Here is a 20,387-nt window from a genome sequence, read left to right as displayed (position 1 = left end):
ATTTCGCCTCAGCCGATTTCGATCGCGATCTTGCCGAAATGCTCGCCGCTCTCTTCGCGGCGGAAGGCGTCGGCAAGGTCTTCCAGCGCAAAGGTATCGCTAACCTGGGGCTTGATCCCGTTCGCCTCGATCGCGCGGACCAGCTCCATTTGATGGGTGCGGCTGCCCACGGTCAGGCCCTGCAACCGCTGGTTCCTGCCCATCATCTTGGCGGTCGCCACCTCGCCCGACTGGCCGGTGAGAACCCCGATCAGCGCGATGTGCCCGCCCATGCGCGTCGCGTCGATCGACTGGTCGAGCGTACCGGGTCCACCGATCTCCACCGTCACGTCTACTCCGCGCCCGTCGGTCAGCTCCGAGACGCGTTTGCCCCACTGCGGCAAGTCCTCGTAGTTGATCGTCTCGTCTGCCCCGAGCGCGCGAAGCCGCTCCAGCTTGTCGTCGGAGGAACTGGTGGCGATGACCCGCGCGCCCGCCGCCTTCGCCAGTTGTAGCGCGAAGATCGAGACGCCGCCGGTTCCAAGCACCAGCACGGTGTCGCCCGGCTTGACGTCGTCGTCGACGAACAGTGCACGCCAAGCGGTAACACCGGCACAGGTGAGGGTCGCCGCCTCGACGTGAGAGAGATTGCGGGGTGCGAAAGTGAAGCAATTCGCCGGACGAACGACAGCTTCGCGCGCATGGCCATCGATGCCGTCGCCCGGCACGTCCGCGAACCCGGGCTTGTCCGGGGAAGGCCCCGATTGCCACTTCGTGAAAAAGGTCGAGACCACCCGGTCGCCGACTGCGAAGTCGCTGACGCCGTCGCCTACCGCAACGACTTCGCCCGCCCCATCGGATAGCGGGATGCGGTGGCCGTCCGTCGGGATCTTGCCGGTAACGACGGCATAGTCGTGGAAGTTGATCGAGCTGGCCTTCAGGTCGACCCGGATTTCGCCGCGGCCGGGCTCGCCCGGATCATCCATCTCGAAGACTTCGAGTGTATCCAGTGCGGCAGGGGATCCGGTGCGAATGGCTTTCATGGTGATGTCCTGTCGTTGGAGAGTTTGCTTACTCGCTTCCAACGTGGCGGGCGGACGATCGTTTCTCCGCCTGAACAGTCAACGTCCTGCGCGGATCATCGCTTCGATATCGACGAACTTCTCCCGTGGGGAGCCCTCGCGGGCGGCGGCCTCTTCCGCCTCCTCGATTCTTTTCCAGTCCCGGAAGGTCACGATGTCGAGCCCGCGTTCTTCGGCCATCCGATCGAATCCGGCGCGGCCTTCCTTGTCGGAACCGGAGCCGATGTCTGCGGCGATGCGGTCCACAACGTCAAAGCCGTCGGGCCGGTTGGTTCCGATCGTCCCTGTCGGTCCGCGTCGCGCCCAGCCGACGCAGTACAGCCCCGGCCGGATCCGTCCTTCATCGTTGGCGAAGCGCCCCTGGCGCTCGTCGTACGGCACCTCGGGAATGGGGGCGGTGCGGTATCCGATGCAGGAGACGACGAGATCGGCGGGCAATCGATAGAGTTTTCCGGTGGGTTCGGGCCTGCCATCCACCAGCCGCGTTTCCGCGACTTCCACCTCTCGCACCCTTCCATCGCCGTGCAGGGCGACCGGGCTGGCGAACATGTCGAATTCGATTCGGACCGGCTTGGTCCCGCGCTCGGCCTCCGCTCGCGTCGCGAAGCTGCGCAGCAGACCGACCGACTTGCGAACTCCCGGATCGAGGTCCGCATCCGCTTCCTCCGGGGGAAAATCCGCAGGATCTACATGCGGTTCGGCCCGTTCGAGCGATGCGAGTTCGCCCAGTTCCTTCGGCGTCATCGCGATCTGATGCGGCCCGCGGCGCCCCAGGACGGTAATCGTCTCGATCCGGCTTTCGCGCAATCGGTCGAGCGCATGGCCGACGATGTCCGATCCGGCGAACTCAGCCTCCGTCTTCGACAGGATGCGCGCCACGTCGAGCGCGACGTTACCCATGCCGATGATGACGGCGTGGCGGCCGGTTAGATCGGGGGCGAGGGCGGTGAATTGCGGATGCCCGTTGTACCAGCCGACCAGCTCTGCGCTGCCGAAGATATTGCCAAGATCGCTGCCCGGTAGGTCGAGCGGGCGATCGTGCGGTGCGCCGGTGGCGAGCACGATCGCGTCGTAAAGCCCGGCAAGTTCCGTGATGGTGATATCCTCGCCCACGGTAACATTGCCGACGAACCGGGCATTGTTGCCGAGGCTGGTTTTCTCGAACCGGCGCGACACGCCCTTGATCGACTGATGGTCGGGTGCCACCCCGGTACGAATGAGGCCATAGGGCACCGGCAGACGATCGAATATGTCGATCCGCACGTCATCGCCCCATTTTTTCTGGGCCGCTTCCGCGCTGTAGTAGCCGGCGGGCCCGGAACCGATGATCGCGATATGCAGCATCGTCCGGCATTCCTCCAATCGCCACTACGTATGTCATGCGCGCCTGCCCTATCCAACACAAATACGGGGCGCTCGGGCCTTTCCTCTCGCAGCCATACGAGCGTCGCGTTTTATTTCGGCCTGAAGGTTAGGAGATTGATTACGCTTTTTGGTCATGGAGCCGTTATGGGAGGCGCACCAGCTACAGCACGATCGGACGATGAGACGGGGCGCCAGAGCGCGCGTGTTCGCGCGGAGCCCGCATCGAGCCCTGTGGGCTTGCCGCACGAGACTATTTCGCCCGTTGCGGCGGTCAAGCATCGCGGAGGGCGGGCTCGCGCCGCGGCCAACCAGGGCAACGCTGCTCGGCCCGAACAGTTCGATCGCTACGCAATGGTGCCCTCGCAATGGCACCACCTGGCGATCGCGCCGCTCCTTTCGATCCTGATCGGAGTGCTGGAGACATTCGCTTTTCCACCGCTCGCGCCGTTCCTCATGCTGCTCGCAGCCTCCGGATTCTTCTATTTCGGGAAGAGGGTGCATGCGTGGGAGCTGGAAGGCGACCGGGGGAAGGGGCCTACCGCCGTCATCGGCGGGGCGGTGACGGTTCTTCCCAGCCTGCTCACAGGCTTCGCTCTCGCGTTTTGGATGTTTCGCGCGGACCTTCACCTCGCCATCGGCGGCGCCCTGCTGATCTGTGCGAGTGCATTCGCCAGTGCTCTGATGAGCCGGCGTCCGATTCCGCTGGTCGTTTGCAAGGTCGCCTTATGGGGACCGCTGGCAGTAGTCGATATGACGGGCGTCTCCGCAGCCGCCCTGGGCATAATGATCGGCGGAGGAGCAGCGATCGCGTTCCTCCAGGTGCGTTTCGATCGATCGCGTGCGACGAAGGTCGAGATCGACGCGCGGGTGCAGACGCGCTCGATCGACATTCTGCGCGATTACGAAGAGACTGGACTGGGATGGTTCTGGGAAACACAGGCGGACGGGAAGATGACCTACATCTCCGATCCGCTTGCAGAAAGGCTGGGGGTAACGAAGGATGACCTGCTCGGTCGATCTTTCATGATCCTGTTTGATCCCGACGTTACGACCCGCGACAGCGAACGTACCATAAACTTCCACCTGTCCGCCCGATCGCCATTCCACGAATTGCCCATCAAGGCGGCGCCGACCTACGGCAGCGAGCGCTGGTGGTCGGTCAGCGGGCGTCCGATCTTCGACAGTTTCGAGAATTTCTGCGGGTTCCGAGGCTTCGGCACCGACCTCACGGAACAACGCCGCAGTCAGGAGCAGGCGTCTCGCCTGGCGATGTTCGACTCCCTGACCGGTCTCGCGAACCGCCATCAGATGTCGCAGACGCTGGAGAAGATCCTGCAGGCACGGCAAGTGCACGGCCGCGCTTGTTCGCTTCTCATGCTCGATCTCGATCGCTTCAAGCACGTGAACGACACCATGGGGCATCCGGCGGGCGATGCCTTGCTCGGACAGGTCGCCCATCGGCTCGAGAACGCCGTCGGATCGCTGGGGCGGGTAGGACGGCTCGGCGGGGATGAGTTCAAGGTTATCCTACCGGGTGCATTCGAACGCGACCGATTGGCTACCCTTGCCAAGGAGATAATCCACTCGCTGTCGCAACCGTATTCCATCGATGGCCAGCGCGTGGTGATCGGCGCCTCGATCGGTATCGCCTTGGCACCCGAAAACGGAACCGAAAGCGAGGAACTGATCCGGAATGTGGATCTCGCGCTATACGCGGCGAAGGAACGAGGCCGCGGTCGCTATCATTTCTATTCGCCAGACCTCCACAGCGCCGCGGAGGAACGCAGCCAGCTGGAGCAGGAACTGCGCGATGCGATCAGCACCGGTGGATTGGAACTGTATTATCAGCCGGTGGTGGAAACCGCGACCGAACAGATCGCCGGGTTCGAAGCGTTGCTGCGATGGACCCATCCGGTGCGCGGAAATATCAGCCCGGACAAGTTCATTCCCATCGCCGAGGATACCGGCCTGATCCAGTCGATCGGGGATTGGGCCTTGCGCACCGCCTGTGCCGACCTCGCCAAGTGGCCCGAGGAGGTACGGTGCGCGGTCAACGTATCGCCGCTTCAATTCGCCAACCCGAAGCTGCCCGCGATTATAGCCAGCGCGTTGGCGCACAGTGGCGTCGACCCTTCGCGGCTCGAACTGGAAATCACCGAGAGCGTGTTTCTGAGCGACGATACCGGCACGGAAACGATGTTCGCAGCACTGAAAAAGCTCGGTGTGAGGCTGGCTTTGGACGATTTCGGCACCGGCTATTCCTCGCTCGGCTATCTACGAAACGCTCCGTTCGACAAGATCAAGATCGATCAGAGCTTCGTGCGCGGAGCCACGATCCCCGGCAGCCGCAACGGCGCGATCATCCAGGCGATCACGAGTCTCGCCCATGCGCTGGGCATGGATACGACCGCGGAAGGCGTCGAGACGCTCGACGAACTGGATCTCGTTAGGATGCAGGGATGCAGCCACGTTCAGGGCTATATCTACGCCAAGCCTCTCAGCGCACAGGCGGCGGGTGAACGTCTGGCGACCGGGCTGGCGGCGGTCGCTCGCGGGCCGCGTTCCTCGCGTCCGCCGCGCCAGACGATGCTCCGCAAGGTACGGGTTCGTCATGAAGGCAACGAATACGACGCTACCATCCGCAATATTTCGGTATCGGGCGCCATGCTCGAAGGGCTGTGGAACGTGCCGCCGGGCACAGAGTTCGAAATTGTGCTGTCGCCGCATCTCTCGCTCGCGGGCGTGTCGCGCTGGAGCGAGGAGAACCGGCTGGGCGTGCACTTCCACACCGAGCTGACGCGCCATTCCTCCGGCACCTTCGTCGAGCTGATGGAGGATGCTCGCATGCCCCGGGCGCAGAGTGTGCGGCGGGTGAGCGCGTAAGGCGTATACCCCCCGCGTCGAAACCCGTGCAAACAGGCTGACAGCGGGGGTTGGCGGGGCTAATGGCGGGGGTGATGACCGACCTTTCCAAGATCCGCAATTTTTCCATCATCGCGCATATCGACCATGGCAAGTCGACGCTCGCCGACCGGCTGATCCAGGTCTGCGGCGGGCTGACCGACCGCGAGATGAGCGAGCAAGTCCTTGATAACATGGACATAGAGCGCGAGCGGGGCATCACCATCAAGGCGCAGACCGTCCGCCTTTCCTACACCGCGAAGGATGGCGAGACCTACGAGCTCAACCTCATGGACACGCCCGGCCATGTCGACTTCGCCTACGAGGTTTCGCGCAGCCTGGCCGCGTGCGAGGGCGCGCTGCTGGTGGTGGACGCGGCACAGGGGGTGGAGGCGCAGACCCTCGCCAATGTCTACCAGTCGATCGAGCACGACCACGAGATCGTCCCCGTCATCAACAAGATCGACCTGCCCGCGGCCGAGCCCGAAAAGGTCAAGGCCGAGATCGAGGACATCATCGGCCTCGACGCCAGCGACGCGGTGCTCACCAGCGCCAAATCCGGCATCGGTATCGAGGACACGCTGGAGGCGATCGTCGCCCGCATCCCGCCCCCCACGGGCGACCGCGACGCGCCGCTGAAAGCCATGTTGGTCGATAGCTGGTACGACCCGTATCTGGGCGTCGTCATCCTGGTCCGCGTGCTCGACGGCTTCCTGCACAAGGGGCTCAACGTCCGCTTCATGCAGGGCGGCACGCAGCACCTGGTCGACCGCGTCGGCGCCTTCACGCCCAAGCGCGTCGACCTGAAGGAGATCGGCCCGGGCGAGATCGGCTTCATCACCGCGCAGATCAAGGAGGTCGACCAGGCCCGCGTCGGCGACACCATCACCACGGTGAAGGGCGGGGCGGACAAGGCGCTGCCCGGCTATCGCGAGCCGCAGCCGGTCGTGTTCTGCGGCCTGTTCCCCGTCGACGCCGCCGATTTCGAGAAGCTGCGCGAATCGATCGGCAAGCTGCGCCTGAACGATGCGAGCTTCACCTACGAGATGGAATCCAGCGCCGCGCTGGGCTTCGGCTTCCGCGCCGGCTTCCTCGGCCTGTTGCACCTGGAAATCATCCAGGAACGCCTGAGCCGCGAATACGACCTCGACCTCATCACCACCGCCCCCAGCGTGGTCTATCGCATCCAGCTCGGCCACACGAAGAACGAGGAAGCGAAGGTGATCGAGCTGCACAACCCGGCCGATTACCCCGACCCCAACCGGATCGAGTGGATCGAGGAGCCGTGGATCAAGGCGACGATCTACACCCCCGACGACTATCTCGGCTCCATCCTGAAGCTGTGCCAGGACCGGCGCGGCATCCAGACCAACCTGACCTATGTCGGCGGCCGCGCGCAGGTGACCTACGAGCTGCCGCTGAACGAGGTGGTGTTCGATTTCTACGACCGGCTGAAGAGCATCAGCCGCGGCTATGCCAGCTTCGATTACGAGCAGATCGGCCTGCGCGAAGGCGACCTCGTGAAGATGAACATCCTCGTCAACAACGAGCCGGTCGATGCGCTATCGCTGATCGTCCACCGCTCCGTGGCGGAGGAGCGCGGACGCGGCATGTGCGAGCGGCTGAAGGACCTCATCCCGCGCCATCTGTTCAAGATCCCCATCCAGGCCGCGATCGGCGGCAAGGTGATCGCCCGCGAAACCATCGCGGCGCTGCGCAAGGACGTGACCGCCAAATGCTACGGCGGCGACATCACGCGCAAGAAGAAGCTGCTGGAAAAGCAGAAGAAGGGGAAGGCGCGGATGCGGGAATATGGGAATGTGAGCATCCCGCAGGAGGCGTTTATCGCGGCGCTGCGGATGGGGGAGGAGTGATTGCTTTAAATTCTGGACACCGGATTACCCATGCGTGAAACCGACATCAAAGCGGCGCTAATCGACCACCTGCGTTCTATGGGCGAGATAAAAAGGGGCGCCAGCTTGATATCTGAGCTCGCTATTGGAATGCAATCTAATCGAGTTGATCTCACGTTGGTGGATGATCGTATACATCATTTTGAAATTAAATCTGCATTCGATAGCCTATCTCGATTGGATGATCAGATAAATTCCTACTTAAAGTGCTCTGATCTCGTAACGTTGGCGGTTTCGACAAGGCACTTAAATGCTGCAATTTCTAGAATTCCCGAGAGCGTTGGAGTTCTAGAGATTACGACATTCGATGCGACGAGCCCTATCAAGAAAGTGAGAGAGCCTGCAAAAAGTCCTAATATTGAAAATAGTGCGATGTTGGAGATAATGCCTGTCGAAGCAATTAAAGAGCACTTTCAATTGAGCGATCGTTCCCTTCGAAGGGCAGATTTGCCCGATGCTTTTAAAGATGTTGACGTGATGCACGTAAAGCATCGGCTGACAAAATTCTTGCATAATCGATACGGTCCCTCAACACGTTCTTTTTTGCGGAAGGTCCGCGGTCGGGCGATAAAGAGAGATGACCTAGATATTCTCCGCCTTTGGTCGGCTGAACGCAGTTCCATATGCAAGGATAATTTCGACGCTAGCTACGAAGACATGGATAGGATGGTATTTGCATCGATTGGCGAAAGTTTTGGGCCAATACCGGATTACATTAGAAGTGAGATTGAGAGTTAATCAACCCATTCCTCATCTGCCGAAGAATTCCAATCGCCTCCTGCGTGCGCTTGACGATGTAGGTGAATATTAATGCGAACGGCCACCCACGGACTTTGGGATTTTAGGCCGGTCATATCCCCACCTGCAGCTGTCCTTATCCGTTGAGCTCCCCAACAAAGTAAATCGTCGTCCCATTGGGGGTCCTGCCGTGTTCGTAGCGCAGCGGTATCGAAACCGGAGTTTGAGCGGTGGTAGATCCAGCCAGACGCAGTCGGGTAGTCAACCCTTGGGGCGCCTTTGAAGGCTGGAGGGCGCTCTGCAGCGTAAACAGCGGCATGGTCGCCATACTCAAGCGAAATTGAGGCGTCGATAAGTGGCGGGCTCATTCTTAGCAGGTCGAAAAGTTGGCGCTCTCTCAAGGGGAGACTTGCATACTCAGGGTGAATGTCCGCGAAGGATGAGGGAAAGCTTGAGCCCATTAGCACGTATGTCCGTTGGCCTCCCTTCAAGATGTTATTAGCGGCTAAAATTGCATTCTGAGCGAGGGTCCCCACGGCCGTAAGGTCTTCCTTAGGTCCGATTTGTTCGCAGTCAAAAACTATTAGAACATGGTGATTTTGAAGGTCCTTCAACGCCAATGGACTAATTTTATCGAGGTCCCAATTACGAGAACGCCGTAACCGAATTACTAATCCTCTACCCCACGATAAATATCTTTCTATTTGGATAGCTAAGTTGTGGGGATCCGAATCTAATTGGGTAACCGGAGTTATGTCTTCCCGGTCTTGAATCAAAGTGCACCAGCAGTCATGACCGTTTGTCTGATCATGAAGCTGAGTGATCTCTGTGGTACCTAGTTTGCCCCAATCTGAGTCTAAATCGGATCGCGCCGCGGCTAAATCGAGCGCAAACGGCCTCGGCCCGAATGCTTCCGCGAAAGCTTCCAGACTTCGATCAATTGGGCCACCTGCTCCAGCTTTTGATCGAGGCCATGCTTGAAGTCGCACAAGCGGAAAAAGCAAATCCTTGGTGGGAGACGCAAGGTGCCCGAGAGCTCGACATTCGCCTTCACGAATAGTAAGGCCCGGGAAATAGTGCTTGGAGTCCAAGGGGTAGCTCATTTTCCTAAGTAGGCAGACCAAGCCGTATTGACATAGCAGCGGGCGAAACTTCAAGTGCCTGCGCGAGTTCCTTCGAAGAATTGTTTCCTTTTCGCATTAATTCTTGCACAAGAGCCCAAGGCATCAGGATGTCCGCAGCAAGTGCATTAGCTTCATATTCTCGCTGCTCAGAGAGACCGCTTCGATAGAAAGTATCATCCACAAGCTCATTGTCGATAACATCTCGATGCAGGACGAAATGAGCAATTTCATGAGCGATAGTGAACCGTTGCCGATTCTTGTGTTCATGCCGGTTTACGCGAATGGTCCAAGCGCCGTCATCTGCATTTCGGCTTAATGTCCCAGAAACTGCCAATGGTAAATCACTGATCACGACCTTGACGCCCAAGTCTTTGGCGATCGCGCCAACTGGTACGGGGGCGGCGGTTTGGTTCTTTCTAATAATTTCTTGCGCTCTTGGCGGGACGTCGGTGAAGGTCAATCGACCCATTCTTGTTCTCCATTGCCCTCGCTAGCACCGTCGTCGTTCCTGACGATTAGGGGCGCAAGCGCATCTTGGACTGCGTCTCTGGCAGACGCTTCAATTGCGGTCTGAATACGCGTGTTGATGATCGTCTGAAATTCAGGTGACTTCAAAAAAGCCTCGCTCCCCAATTTGGAGGTCTCGACCGCTTTTTCCTCAGCCATCGTCTTCAAGGTTTGGAAACCCCAGATGGCCGCTATAGCAATTATGATGCCTACGAACGTAACGATCACAGACACAACAGTAAGCAAGATTGATATAAGGTCCTTGTACTCCCAAGAACCTTTAACGATCAGTTCGGCACCTACTGCATGAAGCAATAGGATCAAAGCTATCGTCAGTGCCACATTGAGAGCTGGTAGCGCCCATAGAAGTCGTCTCATTACGTTTCACTAGAATTTCGAAACATGTTTGTCGATCCGTCAAGCGCACCGGTCGATTCTTAAGGCGCTCAAGCCCAACTCTCATCCTTCAAGCGCCTGATGCGGGGCTCATCTTCGCGCTCCTTCGCAGGCTCGGGATAGCGGCGCCAGCCGGGCGGGGGGAGCGATAGGGCCTCGTCCTGGTCCGCCGCGTCGGCCTGTGGCTGGTTGGCGGGCCATTCGTGGTAATGCGGGTTCTCCGGGTCCTCGTACCAGAGATAGCCGTTTGCCGCGTCCTCCTCCTCCAGCCGCCGGACCTCCGCCTCCGCGGCGCGCACGCGCGGGCTCTTGGCGCGGTCGTCCTCGCGGCGCATGTTGTCGATCAGTTCGTTGATCGAGGCGACGACCTCCTCCTCGCTGCGGCCGTCGCGTTCCGCCTCCCACTCGGCGCGCCACTGCTTCTTCAGCCGCCGCCGCTCCATCTCGCCGATCGCGCCGCGGTTGGCCCGCGCGCCGTCCGCCGCGAAGCGTTCCGGGCTGCGGTTCCGCAGGAGGAACATCAGCAGCCGGTCGTTGAAGACGCGGCGCGTGCCGACCAGCTTGCCGTAGGAGTACACGGGCACCTCCACCCCGTTCAGCGCGCGGTCCATCGCGGTGTCCTCCACCCGCTGCATCCCGATATCGAGCGCGGCGTTCCACGCGGCGCGGAAGCTCTCCGCCTCCGGGTGGCGGCGCAGCAGATAGGCGCCGTGGTCGGAGCGGTTCACGCGCTTGCACGCTTCGCTGACGCTGCCGGTCTCCGCCAGCGCCTCGATGAAGTTGCGCTGCACCTCGGGCTTCCACCCGTTCGAGCGCTCCTTCGCCCGGGGGACCGGGGTGAAGGCGGGGAGGGTGGTGCGGGGGCCGGGGGTTATGCGGTGGTGTCTCGTCGTCCATCGGCGAGGATGGAGCACAAACGCGGCGAGTAGGAAAGTTTGCGGGGGGTGGGTGATTTAAGGCCTCAGACGCCGGGCGGGGCGCATCCGCGCCCCTTGGCTTCCTCCGCGCAAAGCGCTCCGGGCGGGCGGTCGCCCTTGCGGTCCGCTGGTCGCGGACCGGACCTTTCCCGGCCTTGGGTGCAGGACTTAGGTCCGGTTGCGCCCGCGACCGCAAGGCCGACCGGCCGTCGCGGCTTATGCCGCGAAGCCAAGCGGGCCGGATGGCCCGCGCCCGGCGTTTGAGGGTCTACGGACGAATTTGCCCCTCGCCATGGACGAGGTACTTGAAGCTGGTGAGCTGTTCGAGGCCGACCGGCCCGCGCGCGTGCATCTTGCCGGTCGCGATGCCGATCTCCGCGCCCATGCCGAACTCGCCGCCGTCGGCGAACTGGGTGGAGGCGTTGTGCATTACGATGGCGCTGTCGATCGCGGTCATGAACTTCTTCGCCGCGGCCTCGTCCTCGGTCAGGATGCAGTCGGTGTGGTGGCTCGAGTGGGTGTCGACCCAGGCGATGCCCTCGTCCAGCCCGTCGACCACCTTCACCGAAACGATGGGGTCGAGATATTCGGTGGAGAAATCCTCCTCCGTCGCGGGCTTGATCCGGTCGTCGAGCTTCGCCGCCTCGGCGTCGCCGCGGATCTCGCAATCGGTGCCGAAGATCTCGGCCAGGGCGGGCACGGCCTTGTCCGCCACCGCGCGGTCGACCACGATGCTTTCCGTCGCGCCGCACACGCCGGTGCGCCGCAGCTTCGCGTTGCGGATGACCTTCACCGCCTTGTCGATGTCGGCCGCCTCGTGGATGTAGCTGTGGCAGTTGCCGTCGAGGTGGAGGAGCGTGGGGACGCTCGCCTGGTCGCGGACCAGCTCCACCAGCCCGCGTCCGCCGCGCGGGATCACCAGGTCGACGAACTCGTCCGCCTTGAGCAGCGCGGCGACTGCGGCACGGTCGGTGGTCCCGACGGTCTGCACCGCGTCCTTGGGCAGGCCCGCCGCCTCCAGCCCGGCCTGCATGCAGGACACGATGACGCGGGTCGAGTTGCGGCTTTCCGAACCGCCGCGCAGGATCACCGCATTGCCGGATTTCAGGCACAGCGCACTGGCGTCCGCGCCCACGTTCGGGCGGCTTTCGTAGATCATGCCGATGACGCCGATCGGCACCGCCACCCGCTCGATCTTGAGGCCGTTGGGCCGCTCGAAATGCGCCAGCTCGCGACCGACCGGGTCGGGCAGCTCGGCGATCTGTTCCAGCGCGCTCGCCATGCCTTCGACGCGCTCCTCGGTCAGGCGCAGGCGATCGACGAAGCTGTCGGGCTTCTTGCCCTCGACCGAGGCGACGTCCTTGCCGTTCGCCTCCAGCAGCTCGTCCATCGAGCCGCGCAGGGCCTTGGCCGCCTCGCGCAGCGCGGTGTTCTTCTGCTCGGTCGTCGCCTGAAGGAGGCCGCGCGCCGCCTCGCGGGCGCGGCTGCCGAGGTCGTGGATATGGATCTGCGGATCGAGGGTCTGATCGTTCATGTCGTGGGTCCTTATATATCTTGTCGTATCTTGGGCGCGGGAGCGGCGCGTCAGCGCAGCTCCACCGCGCGGTCGTAAGCGGCCTGCAGCGTGGCGCGCAGCTTGTCGGAGACGACGCCATCCCCGTTCAGCGCATCGAGCCCCGCGGCCGTGGTGCCGCCCTTGCTGGTAACCGAATTACGCAGCTCGGCCAGTTCGGTTTCCCCTTCCTCCTGCGCCATGGCGATGGTGCCTTCGATCGTGCCGAGCACCATCTCGCGCGCCTGCGCCTTGTCGAAGCCGAGCTCTTCGGCCGCCGCGACATAGGCGCGCGCAATCTCGAACACGTAGCCCGGGCCGGAGCCTGCCACGGCGGTGACGCGGTCGAGCGCGTCCTCGCTGTCGACGGTGACGGTGCGCCCGGCGCGGCCCATTAGGTCCTGCGCATGGGAGAGCTGATCCTGGTCCACGCCGTCCGCGGCGCAAATCCCGCTGACCGCGCGGCCGATTGCTGCGGGCAGGTTGGGCATCACGCGAATGACGGGCGCGCCGTCCATCGCGCTCGATAGGCGCTCGATCGAGCAGCCTGCGGCGATCGAGAGCACGTAGCCATCGTCCGCCAGCAGGTCGGCGAAACCGGGAAGGATATCGCCCACCATCTGCGGCTTGATCGCCACGATGATGACGTCGAACCTTTCATCCGATCCGAATTCCTCGCGGCCTTTCACCAGTCGCGCGCCATGCGGCCCGCTTTCCAGTGCCGGGTCGGTGACGGTGAAATCCTCCGCCCCCTTCATCCAGTGTCCCAGAAGGGCGCCGCCCATCTTTCCACAGCCGATCAGCAGAACTCTTTTCGAAATGGTTCGTTCTCCCTTTAAGAATATCGAAAAAGCGCGTCTGGCAGGGTATCGGTTCCCCACCGGATTCCGGCCTGCAAAGCGAAGCTTTACAATTGCGCCGGTTGTGCGCCGCACAATCAATACCTAGGTGGATCGCCGCCTTATTCAACCGGAGGACGAAGATACAGCGTGCCCGATAACCATACCGTCGTCGTCAAAATCGGATCGGCCCTCTTGGCCAATACCGACCTTCTCACCCCCCGTTTCGGATTCATGCAGCGCATGATGGAGGACGTGGCCCAGTTGCGAGAGGAAGGGACCAATGTGATCCTGTGTTCCTCCGGTGCGGTCGCGCTGGGGCTCAGGATGATGGGCGAGACCCCGGAAAGCGCGGGCGTCAGTGACAAGCAGGCGGCCGCCGCGTGCGGCATGCCGCTGCTGCTCAACGCATACAAGCAGATCGGGCACGAATACGGGATCGACATCGCGCAGGTGCTGCTGACGCTCGGCGATTTTGAGGATCACCGCCGCTTCCTCAACACCCGCAACACGGTCAACCGCTTGATGGAAGCGGGCGTGGTACCGATCGTGAACGAGAACGATTCGATCACGACCGAGGAAATCCGGGTCGGCGACAACGACCGGCTGGCGGCGAAGGTCGCGCAGATGGTCGGCGCGCAGGACCTCATCATCCTGACCGGGGTGGAGGGGCTGTACGACCGCAATCCCGACGATCCCGAGGCCAAGCTGGTCGAGGTGGTCGAGGACGTGGCGCCTTATATCGAGGCGACCAAGGGCAAGAGCACGCTGGGCACCGGCGGGATGGAAACGAAGCTGATCGCCGCGAACATGGCGCAGGAGGCCGGCTGCACCACCTGGATCGCCGATGGCGAGGTGGACAATCCGCTCACCTCGGTCCTGCGCGGTGAGCGCCGCTGCACGAAATGCGTCGCCCATGCCGATCCCGCGACCGGCTGGGAAAGCTGGATCGCCAACCGGCTGCAGATGGCCGGCAGCCTGGTGGTCGACCCGGACTTTGCCGGAGCGCTGGCTAATGGCGACCGCTCGATCACGCGCGACGATCTGGTGTCGGTCGACGGCGACTTCACCCGTGGCGACGTGCTCCACATCTATGACACCAATGGCGAGGAACGCGCACGCGGCCTCAGCGATTTTACTGCGGAGGAAATCCGCGTGATGGTGAACAATCGCGATATGCCGGCGGAGCAGCTGCTGGGGTACAATACGAAGGGCGAGATCGTGCGCGCGAAGAACCTCGTCTCGCTGCAAAAACGCCACCTGCGCTGGGACGCGCCATCGCCGACAGAGGGCCGGGTCAGCTAGGAATAGCGGCTTCTCGCCGCGCATGCGCAAGCCGTCGACATCCGCGCCAACTTCACTTGGCGTTCAGCGGAGCCGCGGTTATAGGCTTGCCCCATGACGACCCGTTCCCTCCGGCGCGCCGCCGCCGTTTCGCTTCTTGCCGCAACCACCGTGGTTTCCGGCTGTGCAACCGGCGCCAGTGGCGGGCCGCGCGATACCGCCTATGTCGCGCGCGACGTGGAGACGCTGTATCTGAGCGCGAAGGAACGGCTCGACCGGGGCGACACCAAGCTGGCCGCGGCGCTGTTCGACGAGGTCGAGCGCCAGCATCCCTATTCCCCGTGGGCGCGCCGCGCCCAGTTGATGAGCGCGTTCTCCTATTACGTGGCGCAGGATTACACGAAGGCGATCCAGAGCGCCCAGCGTTTCCTGTCGATCCACCCGGGCAACAAGGACGCGCCTTATGCCTATTACCTGATCGGGCTGAGCTATTACGAGCAGATCGGGGATGTGCAGCGCGACCAGAAGACGACCGAGCAGACGCTGACCGCGCTGCGCGAGCTGACCCGGCGGTTTCCCTACAGCGAATACGCCGCCGACGCGCAGCTGAAGATCGACCTGGTGAACGACCATCTCGCGGGCAAGGAGATGGCGATCGGCCGCTATTACGAGAATTCGGGCAAGTGGCTGGCCGCCGCGATCCGGTTCCAGAACGTGGTCGAGAACTACCAGACCACCAGCCACGCACCCGAGGCGCTATACCGCCTGACCGAAACCAACCTGGCGCTGGGCATTCCGGGCGAGGCGAAGAAATACGCGGCGGTGCTGGGCGCGAACTATCCGGGAAGCGAGTGGTACGAAAAAGCGTACAAGCTGATCGACGAGTACGCGCCGAACGCCCAGGCGACCTGACGGCCGAGCTGGCGGGTCGGGGATCGCGGGCGCTTTCCCGCTAATTCCGAGTTCGGCGGTCCGGCCGTTGGCTCTGGGGATATAGACCGGTGAGACCGCGTGACGCCGCGCTGCAGTCGCGCTAGACCGTTGGATCCATGCTGACCCGGCTTTCCATCCGCAACATCGTGCTGATCGAGGCGCTCGATCTCGATTTCGGGCGCGGGCTCGGCGTGCTGACCGGCGAAACCGGCGCGGGCAAGTCGATCCTGCTCGATGCGCTGGGGCTGGTGCTCGGCAATCGCGCCGACAGCGGTCTGGTGCGGGCGGGGGAAGAGCGGGCCAGCGTTACCGCCAGCTTCGAATTCGGCGCGCTTCCGGCGGCGCTCGTCGAAGCGCTCGACGATGCCGGGGTGGAGATCGAGCCGGGCGAACCGTTGCTTATCCGTCGGCAGCTGCGCGCCGATGGCGGCTCCAAGGCTTTCGTCAACGACCAGCCGGCGGGCGTCGCGCTGCTGCGCGAACTGGCCCCGGCGCTGGTCGAATTGCACGGGCAGCACGACGATCGCGGTCTGGTCAATCCGCGCGGGCATCGGGCGCTGTTGGATCGCTATGCCGGTGCGGATACGGCCGCGGTCGCGCGCAGCTGGCAGCACTGGCGCGCGGCGTCAGAGGCGCTGCGCGAGGCGCGCGAACGGATCGATACCGCGAAGGAGGAGCAGGACCTGCTGCTCGCCCATCTTGCCGAACTGACCGCGCTGGAGCCGCAGGCGGGCGAGGAAGAACGCCTCGCCGAAGCGCGCGCCGCCATGCAGAAGGGGGAGCGGCTGTCGGGGGACCTCGAGGAGCTGCGCCATGTGTGGGACGGTTCGGACTCGCCGCTGGCGGCATTGCGCGGGGCGGCGCGGCGGCTCGACCGGATCGCGCCCGAGCACGCGTTGCTCGCCGAAGCGCTCGCCAGCCTCGACCGCGCGGTAATCGAGGCGACCGAGGCGGAAGAGAAGCTGGAGAAGGCGGCAGAGGCGCTCACCCACGATCCCGCCGCGCTCGAGGCCGCCGAGACGCGCCTGTTCGACCTGCGGGCGCTGGCGCGCAAGCATCGCTGCGAGGTGGATGAACTGCCGGAAAAGGCGCGCGAGTTCCGTGCCGCTCTCGACGCGATCGAAGGCGGGGAGGCGGAGCTCGACGCGCTGGAGGCGGCGGAGCGCGAAGCGGGCGAGACCTATCGCGATGCGGCACATGCGCTGCACGCGGCGCGCGTCGCGGCGGCGGAGCGGCTGGACGTTGCGGTGGCGGAGGAGCTCGCCCCGCTGAAGCTCGACGCCGCGCGCTTCCGCACCCAGGTGACCGAATTGCCGGAGGAGCGCTGGGGCGCGCACGGGCTGGACGCGGTCGAATTTCTGATCGCGACGAACCCGGGCGCGGACTTCGCGCCGCTGGGCAAGATCGCGAGCGGGGGCGAGCTGTCGCGCTTCATCCTGGCGCTGAAGGTCGCGCTGGCGGAGCAGGGCGGGGCGGCGACGGTGATCTTCGACGAGATCGACCGCGGCGTGGGCGGCGCGGTCGCGAGCGCTATCGGCGAACGGCTTGCGCGGCTGGCGCGAGACGGGCAATTGCTGGCCGTCACCCACTCGCCGCAGGTCGCGGCGCGCGGGCGCATGCATTACGTCATCCACAAGTCGAGCGAGGGCACGGTGACGAAAACCAGCGTCACCCTGCTCGACGAGAGTGGGCGGCAGGAAGAGATCGCGCGGATGCTGTCGGGCGCGGAAGTGACGCCCGAGGCAAGGGCGCAGGCAGACAGATTGCTGGAGGGAGTATGAGAGGTGTCGTTGCCGCAGGAGCGTTGCTCATGATCGCGGGGTGCGCCGCGAAGGGCGATCCCACGGAGTCCGAGCAGCCGATCGCGCTTGCCGCCGACGGCGCGATGTGGGGGACGGATACCCATATGCCACCGGGCCAGCCCAGTGCGCTTATGCGCTATGCCGATCACGCGCGCGGCTACGCGGCGCTGCGGCTGCCGCAGGGGGACGGACCGTTTCCGCTCGCGGTGCTGTTCCATGGCGGTTGCTGGAAGGCAGGAGTAGCCGACACCGCCTATCTCGCGCCGCTCGCCACCCGCTGGCAGCAGCAGGGGATCGCGACGCTGAACGTCGATTATCGCGAGGTGGGCGAAGGGAAATTCGGCGGTGGCGGATGGCCCAATTCCTTCACCGACTGGCAGAAGGCGGCGGGGCTGATCGATCAGCTCCTCGCGAATTACCCGATTGATCGGAACCGCATCACGCTGGTCGGGCACTCCGCCGGTGCGCTGCCCGCTTTGTGGCTTGCCGAGCAGCGCGGGACGACCAGCCCCGGTGGCGGTGCGGCCCCGGTGAAGGCGCGGGCGGCGATCATCTTCGACGGTCCGGCAGATGTCGGGGCGGAGCGCGAGGCGTTCGACGCCCTGTGCGAATTCTCGGCGGTCGATCCGTTCATGGGCGGCTCGCCCGATGCCGTCGCCGGGCGCTACGCCGCCATCTCACCCGGCGAGCATCCACCGCAACTGAAGGAAATCCTGTTCGTCAACGCCCGCCTACCGCAGCCGCCTAAGAGCGCGCTCGACGCGGTGGGTGCCGGCGGGGCGAAGGTGGAAACACGGAGCAATCCCGGCGCGAGCCATTTCGACATCATCACCCCCGGGGCCGAGGCCTACACCGCGAACGAGCCTGCGATCATGAAGGTGCTGCGCGGGGAATGAGCGACGTAGACCCGTCGGCGATGACCGATGCCGAGGCCGCCAATGCGCTGATGCGGCTGGCGAAGCAGATCGCGCATCACGACCGGCTCTACCACGCCGAAGACGCGCCCGAGATCACCGATCAGGAATACGACGCGCTGGTGCGGCGCAATGCGGCGATCGAGGAGGCCTTTCCCCATCTGGTGCGCGAGGACAGTCCGAGCCGGCAGGTCGGGCACGCGGTTGCCGCCTCTCCGCTGAGCAAGGTCGCGCACGAGGTTCGCATGATGAGCCTCGACAATGCCTTCGCCGACGAGGAGGTGGCCGAATTCGTCGCCCGCGTGCGCCGTTTCCTGTCGCTGGAGGACGACGCACCGCTCGCCTTTACCGCCGAGGACAAGATCGACGGGCTCTCCTGCTCGCTGCGCTACGAGGACGGGCGGCTGGTGCGCGCCGCCACGCGGGGCGACGGTCAGGTGGGGGAAGACGTCACTGCCAACGTGCAGCATATCGCCGATATCCCGCAGCAACTAGACGGCAAGGACATCCCTGCGCTGTTCGAAGTACGCGGCGAGGTCTACATGGAAAAACAGGCGTTTGCCGCGCTCAATGCTGCGCAGCAGGACGCGGGTGGGAAGCAGTTCGCGAACCCGCGCAACGCCGCCGCCGGATCGCTGCGTCAGAAGGATGCGAGCGTCACGGCGAAGCGTCCCTTGCGCTTCTGGGCGCACGGGTGGGGCGCGGTTTCCGAAGGTGCCGTGCCGGGCGATACGCAGGAAGAGGTGATGCGGGCGATCGAGGGCTGGGGCCTCCCGCTGAGCCCGCATTTTTCGCGGGTCGAGGATGTCGACGGCATGTTCGCTGCCTACGAACGGATCGCCAAGGACCGAGCCGAGCTGCCCTACGAGATCGACGGCGTCGTCTACAAGGTCGACCGGCTCGACTACCAACATCGCCTGGGCTTCGTCGCCAAGGCACCGCGATGGGCGATCGCGCGCAAGTTCCCGGCGGAAAAGGCCGAAACGACGCTGGAAGCGATCGACATTCAGGTTGGGCGCACCGGCAAGCTGACCCCCGTGGGACGGCTCGCCCCAGTGCTGGTCGGCGGGGTCACCGTCACCAACGTCACCCTGCACAACAAGGACGAGATCGAGCGCTTGGGCGTGCGGCCCGGCGATCGAGTCCGGGTCCAGCGGGCGGGCGACGTGATCCCCCAGGTGGTCGAAAACCTGACGCCGGACGAAACGCGCGATCCCTGGCATTTCCCCGAGCATTGCCCCGAATGCGGTAGCGAGGCAGTGGCCGAGGAAGGGGAGGTCGATATTCGCTGCACCGGCGGGTTGATCTGCCCCGCGCAGCGCACCGAGCGGCTGGAGCATTTCGTCAGCCGCGGGGCGCTCGACATCGAGGGGCTGGGCGAGAAGACCATCGCGCAGTTCTTTGCTCTGGGCTGGCTGGAAAGCCCGGCCGACATCTTCCGGCTGAAGTCGCGGCGCGAGGAGATCCTCGCGCTCGAGGGCTGGAAGGACAAGTCTGTGGATAACCTGTTGGCGAGCATCGAGGCGAAGCGCACGCCAGACGCCGCGCGGCTGCTGTTCGGCCTGGGTATCCGGCATGTCGGAGCGGTCACGGCGCGCGACCTGATGAAGGGCATCGGCGATATCCGCCGCCTGCCGGAGAAAGCTGCCGAAATTCGCGCCTACCGCGAGGATAACCCGCGCGCGGAAGGGGAGGCCGAAAGCCCGTTCAACACGCGCATGGTGGAGGCCGTGAAGAGGATACTGGAAGTGCAGGCGGACGGGATCGGAACGGCCGTCGGGTTCGCGCTGGCTGACTTCTTCCACGAACAGCACAATATGGATGTCTGGAACGAGCTCATCGGACCGGAGCCAGGCGCGGGCGAGCTCGATCCTCCACGCTACGAGGTGGAGACGCGCGCCAGCCCGGTTTCCGGCAAGACGGTGGTCTTTACCGGCAAGCTGGAAACCATGAGCCGCGACGAGGCAAAGGCGCAGGCCGAGCGGCTCGGGGCGAAAGCGGCGGGTTCGGTCAGTGCCAAAACCGACCTCGTGGTCGTCGGCCCCGGCGCAGGCAGCAAGCTGAAGCAGGCCGAGAAGCTGGGTATCGAAGTGATCGACGAGGCGGGCTGGGCGGATATCGTCGCCGCGGCGGGGTAAGGC

General features: G+C 63.8%; 16 protein-coding genes. 8 read left to right on the top strand and 8 right to left on the bottom strand.

What is annotated here, in order from left to right; all coding sequences use genetic code 11:
* Positions 1-8: 8 nt before the first annotated feature.
* Both F7D01_RS00750 and F7D01_RS00745 read right to left on the bottom strand, forming a co-directional pair.
* The gene (locus tag F7D01_RS00750; protein WP_215228387.1) at positions 9-1,022 is read right to left on the bottom strand and encodes an NAD(P)-dependent alcohol dehydrogenase; all 1,014 of its coding nucleotides are present in this window, start codon (positions 1,020-1,022) and stop codon (positions 9-11) included.
* A 78-nt stretch (positions 1,023-1,100) separates the two neighbouring features.
* On the bottom strand, positions 1,101-2,405 hold the full coding sequence (locus tag F7D01_RS00745) for an FAD-dependent oxidoreductase (protein ID WP_215228386.1): 1,305 nt from the start codon (positions 2,403-2,405) through the stop codon (positions 1,101-1,103).
* A gap of 252 nt (positions 2,406-2,657) precedes the next feature.
* Between F7D01_RS00745 and F7D01_RS00740 the strand changes: the two genes are divergently transcribed.
* The 3 genes from F7D01_RS00740 to F7D01_RS00730 all read left to right on the top strand — a co-directional run bounded on the left by F7D01_RS00740 (position 2,658) and on the right by F7D01_RS00730 (position 7,978).
* A complete protein-coding gene (locus tag F7D01_RS00740; protein WP_371819621.1) occupies positions 2,658-5,309 on the top strand; it encodes an EAL domain-containing protein in 2,652 nt (883 codons plus the stop codon).
* Between the two features lie 74 nt (positions 5,310-5,383).
* Positions 5,384-7,201 (top strand): translation elongation factor 4, encoded by a 1,818-nt coding sequence (gene lepA / locus F7D01_RS00735; protein ID WP_215228385.1) that lies wholly within the window; start codon positions 5,384-5,386, stop codon positions 7,199-7,201.
* Positions 7,202-7,231: 30 nt separating this feature from the next.
* Positions 7,232-7,978: a sce7726 family protein gene (locus tag F7D01_RS00730; protein WP_215228384.1), complete on the top strand. Its 747-nt coding sequence runs from the start codon at positions 7,232-7,234 to the stop codon at positions 7,976-7,978.
* Here F7D01_RS00730 and F7D01_RS15440 read toward each other — a convergent pair.
* From F7D01_RS15440 to F7D01_RS00700, 6 genes are all read right to left on the bottom strand, one after another.
* Positions 7,975-9,081: a beta family protein gene (locus F7D01_RS15440; protein WP_215228383.1), complete on the bottom strand. Its 1,107-nt coding sequence runs from the start codon at positions 9,079-9,081 to the stop codon at positions 7,975-7,977. The two genes, F7D01_RS00730 and F7D01_RS15440, sit on opposite strands and share 4 nt — an antisense overlap.
* Before the next feature lie 4 nt (positions 9,082-9,085).
* On the bottom strand, positions 9,086-9,571 hold the full coding sequence (locus tag F7D01_RS00720; RefSeq protein WP_215228382.1) for an ImmA/IrrE family metallo-endopeptidase: 486 nt from the start codon (positions 9,569-9,571) through the stop codon (positions 9,086-9,088).
* On the bottom strand, positions 9,559-9,951 hold the full coding sequence (locus F7D01_RS00715; RefSeq protein WP_215228381.1) for a hypothetical protein: 393 nt from the start codon (positions 9,949-9,951) through the stop codon (positions 9,559-9,561). The genes F7D01_RS00720 and F7D01_RS00715 overlap by 13 nt, the downstream gene beginning before the upstream one ends.
* Before the next feature lie 104 nt (positions 9,952-10,055).
* Entirely contained in the window at positions 10,056-10,796 is a 741-nt protein-coding gene (locus F7D01_RS00710) for a hypothetical protein (protein WP_251566958.1), read from the bottom strand.
* Positions 10,797-11,190: 394 nt separating this feature from the next.
* Positions 11,191-12,456 (bottom strand): glutamate-5-semialdehyde dehydrogenase, encoded by a 1,266-nt coding sequence (locus tag F7D01_RS00705; RefSeq protein ID WP_215228380.1) that lies wholly within the window; start codon positions 12,454-12,456, stop codon positions 11,191-11,193.
* Positions 12,457-12,506: 50 nt separating this feature from the next.
* Complete coding sequence (locus tag F7D01_RS00700) at positions 12,507-13,355, bottom strand: pyrroline-5-carboxylate reductase (protein WP_256443712.1); 849 nt, start codon at positions 13,353-13,355, stop codon at positions 12,507-12,509.
* A gap of 108 nt (positions 13,356-13,463) precedes the next feature.
* Here F7D01_RS00700 and proB point away from each other — a divergent pair, with 108 nt between their 5' ends.
* The 5 genes from proB to ligA all read left to right on the top strand — a co-directional run bounded on the left by proB (position 13,464) and on the right by ligA (position 20,384).
* Positions 13,464-14,618 (top strand): glutamate 5-kinase, encoded by a 1,155-nt coding sequence (gene proB, locus F7D01_RS00695; protein WP_215228378.1) that lies wholly within the window; start codon positions 13,464-13,466, stop codon positions 14,616-14,618.
* 93 nt (positions 14,619-14,711) lie between these two features.
* Positions 14,712-15,509, top strand: coding sequence for an outer membrane protein assembly factor BamD (locus F7D01_RS00690; protein WP_215228377.1), 798 nt, complete (start codon positions 14,712-14,714; stop codon positions 15,507-15,509).
* A gap of 137 nt (positions 15,510-15,646) precedes the next feature.
* The gene (gene recN, locus F7D01_RS00685) at positions 15,647-17,311 is read left to right on the top strand and encodes a DNA repair protein RecN (protein WP_215228376.1); all 1,665 of its coding nucleotides are present in this window, start codon (positions 15,647-15,649) and stop codon (positions 17,309-17,311) included.
* A gap of 29 nt (positions 17,312-17,340) precedes the next feature.
* Entirely contained in the window at positions 17,341-18,228 is an 888-nt protein-coding gene (locus tag F7D01_RS00680; protein ID WP_215228375.1) for a S9 family peptidase, read from the top strand.
* Positions 18,225-20,384: an NAD-dependent DNA ligase LigA gene (gene ligA / locus F7D01_RS00675; RefSeq protein WP_215228374.1), complete on the top strand. Its 2,160-nt coding sequence runs from the start codon at positions 18,225-18,227 to the stop codon at positions 20,382-20,384. Before F7D01_RS00680 ends, ligA begins: the two co-directional genes overlap by 4 nt.
* The last annotated feature ends 3 nt before the right edge of the window (positions 20,385-20,387 follow it).

The sequence above is a fragment of the Erythrobacter sp. 3-20A1M genome (assembly GCF_018636735.1).
In the GTDB taxonomy this organism is placed as follows: domain Bacteria; phylum Pseudomonadota; class Alphaproteobacteria; order Sphingomonadales; family Sphingomonadaceae; genus Alteriqipengyuania.
This window is presented reverse-complemented; position numbering and strand designations above follow the sequence as displayed.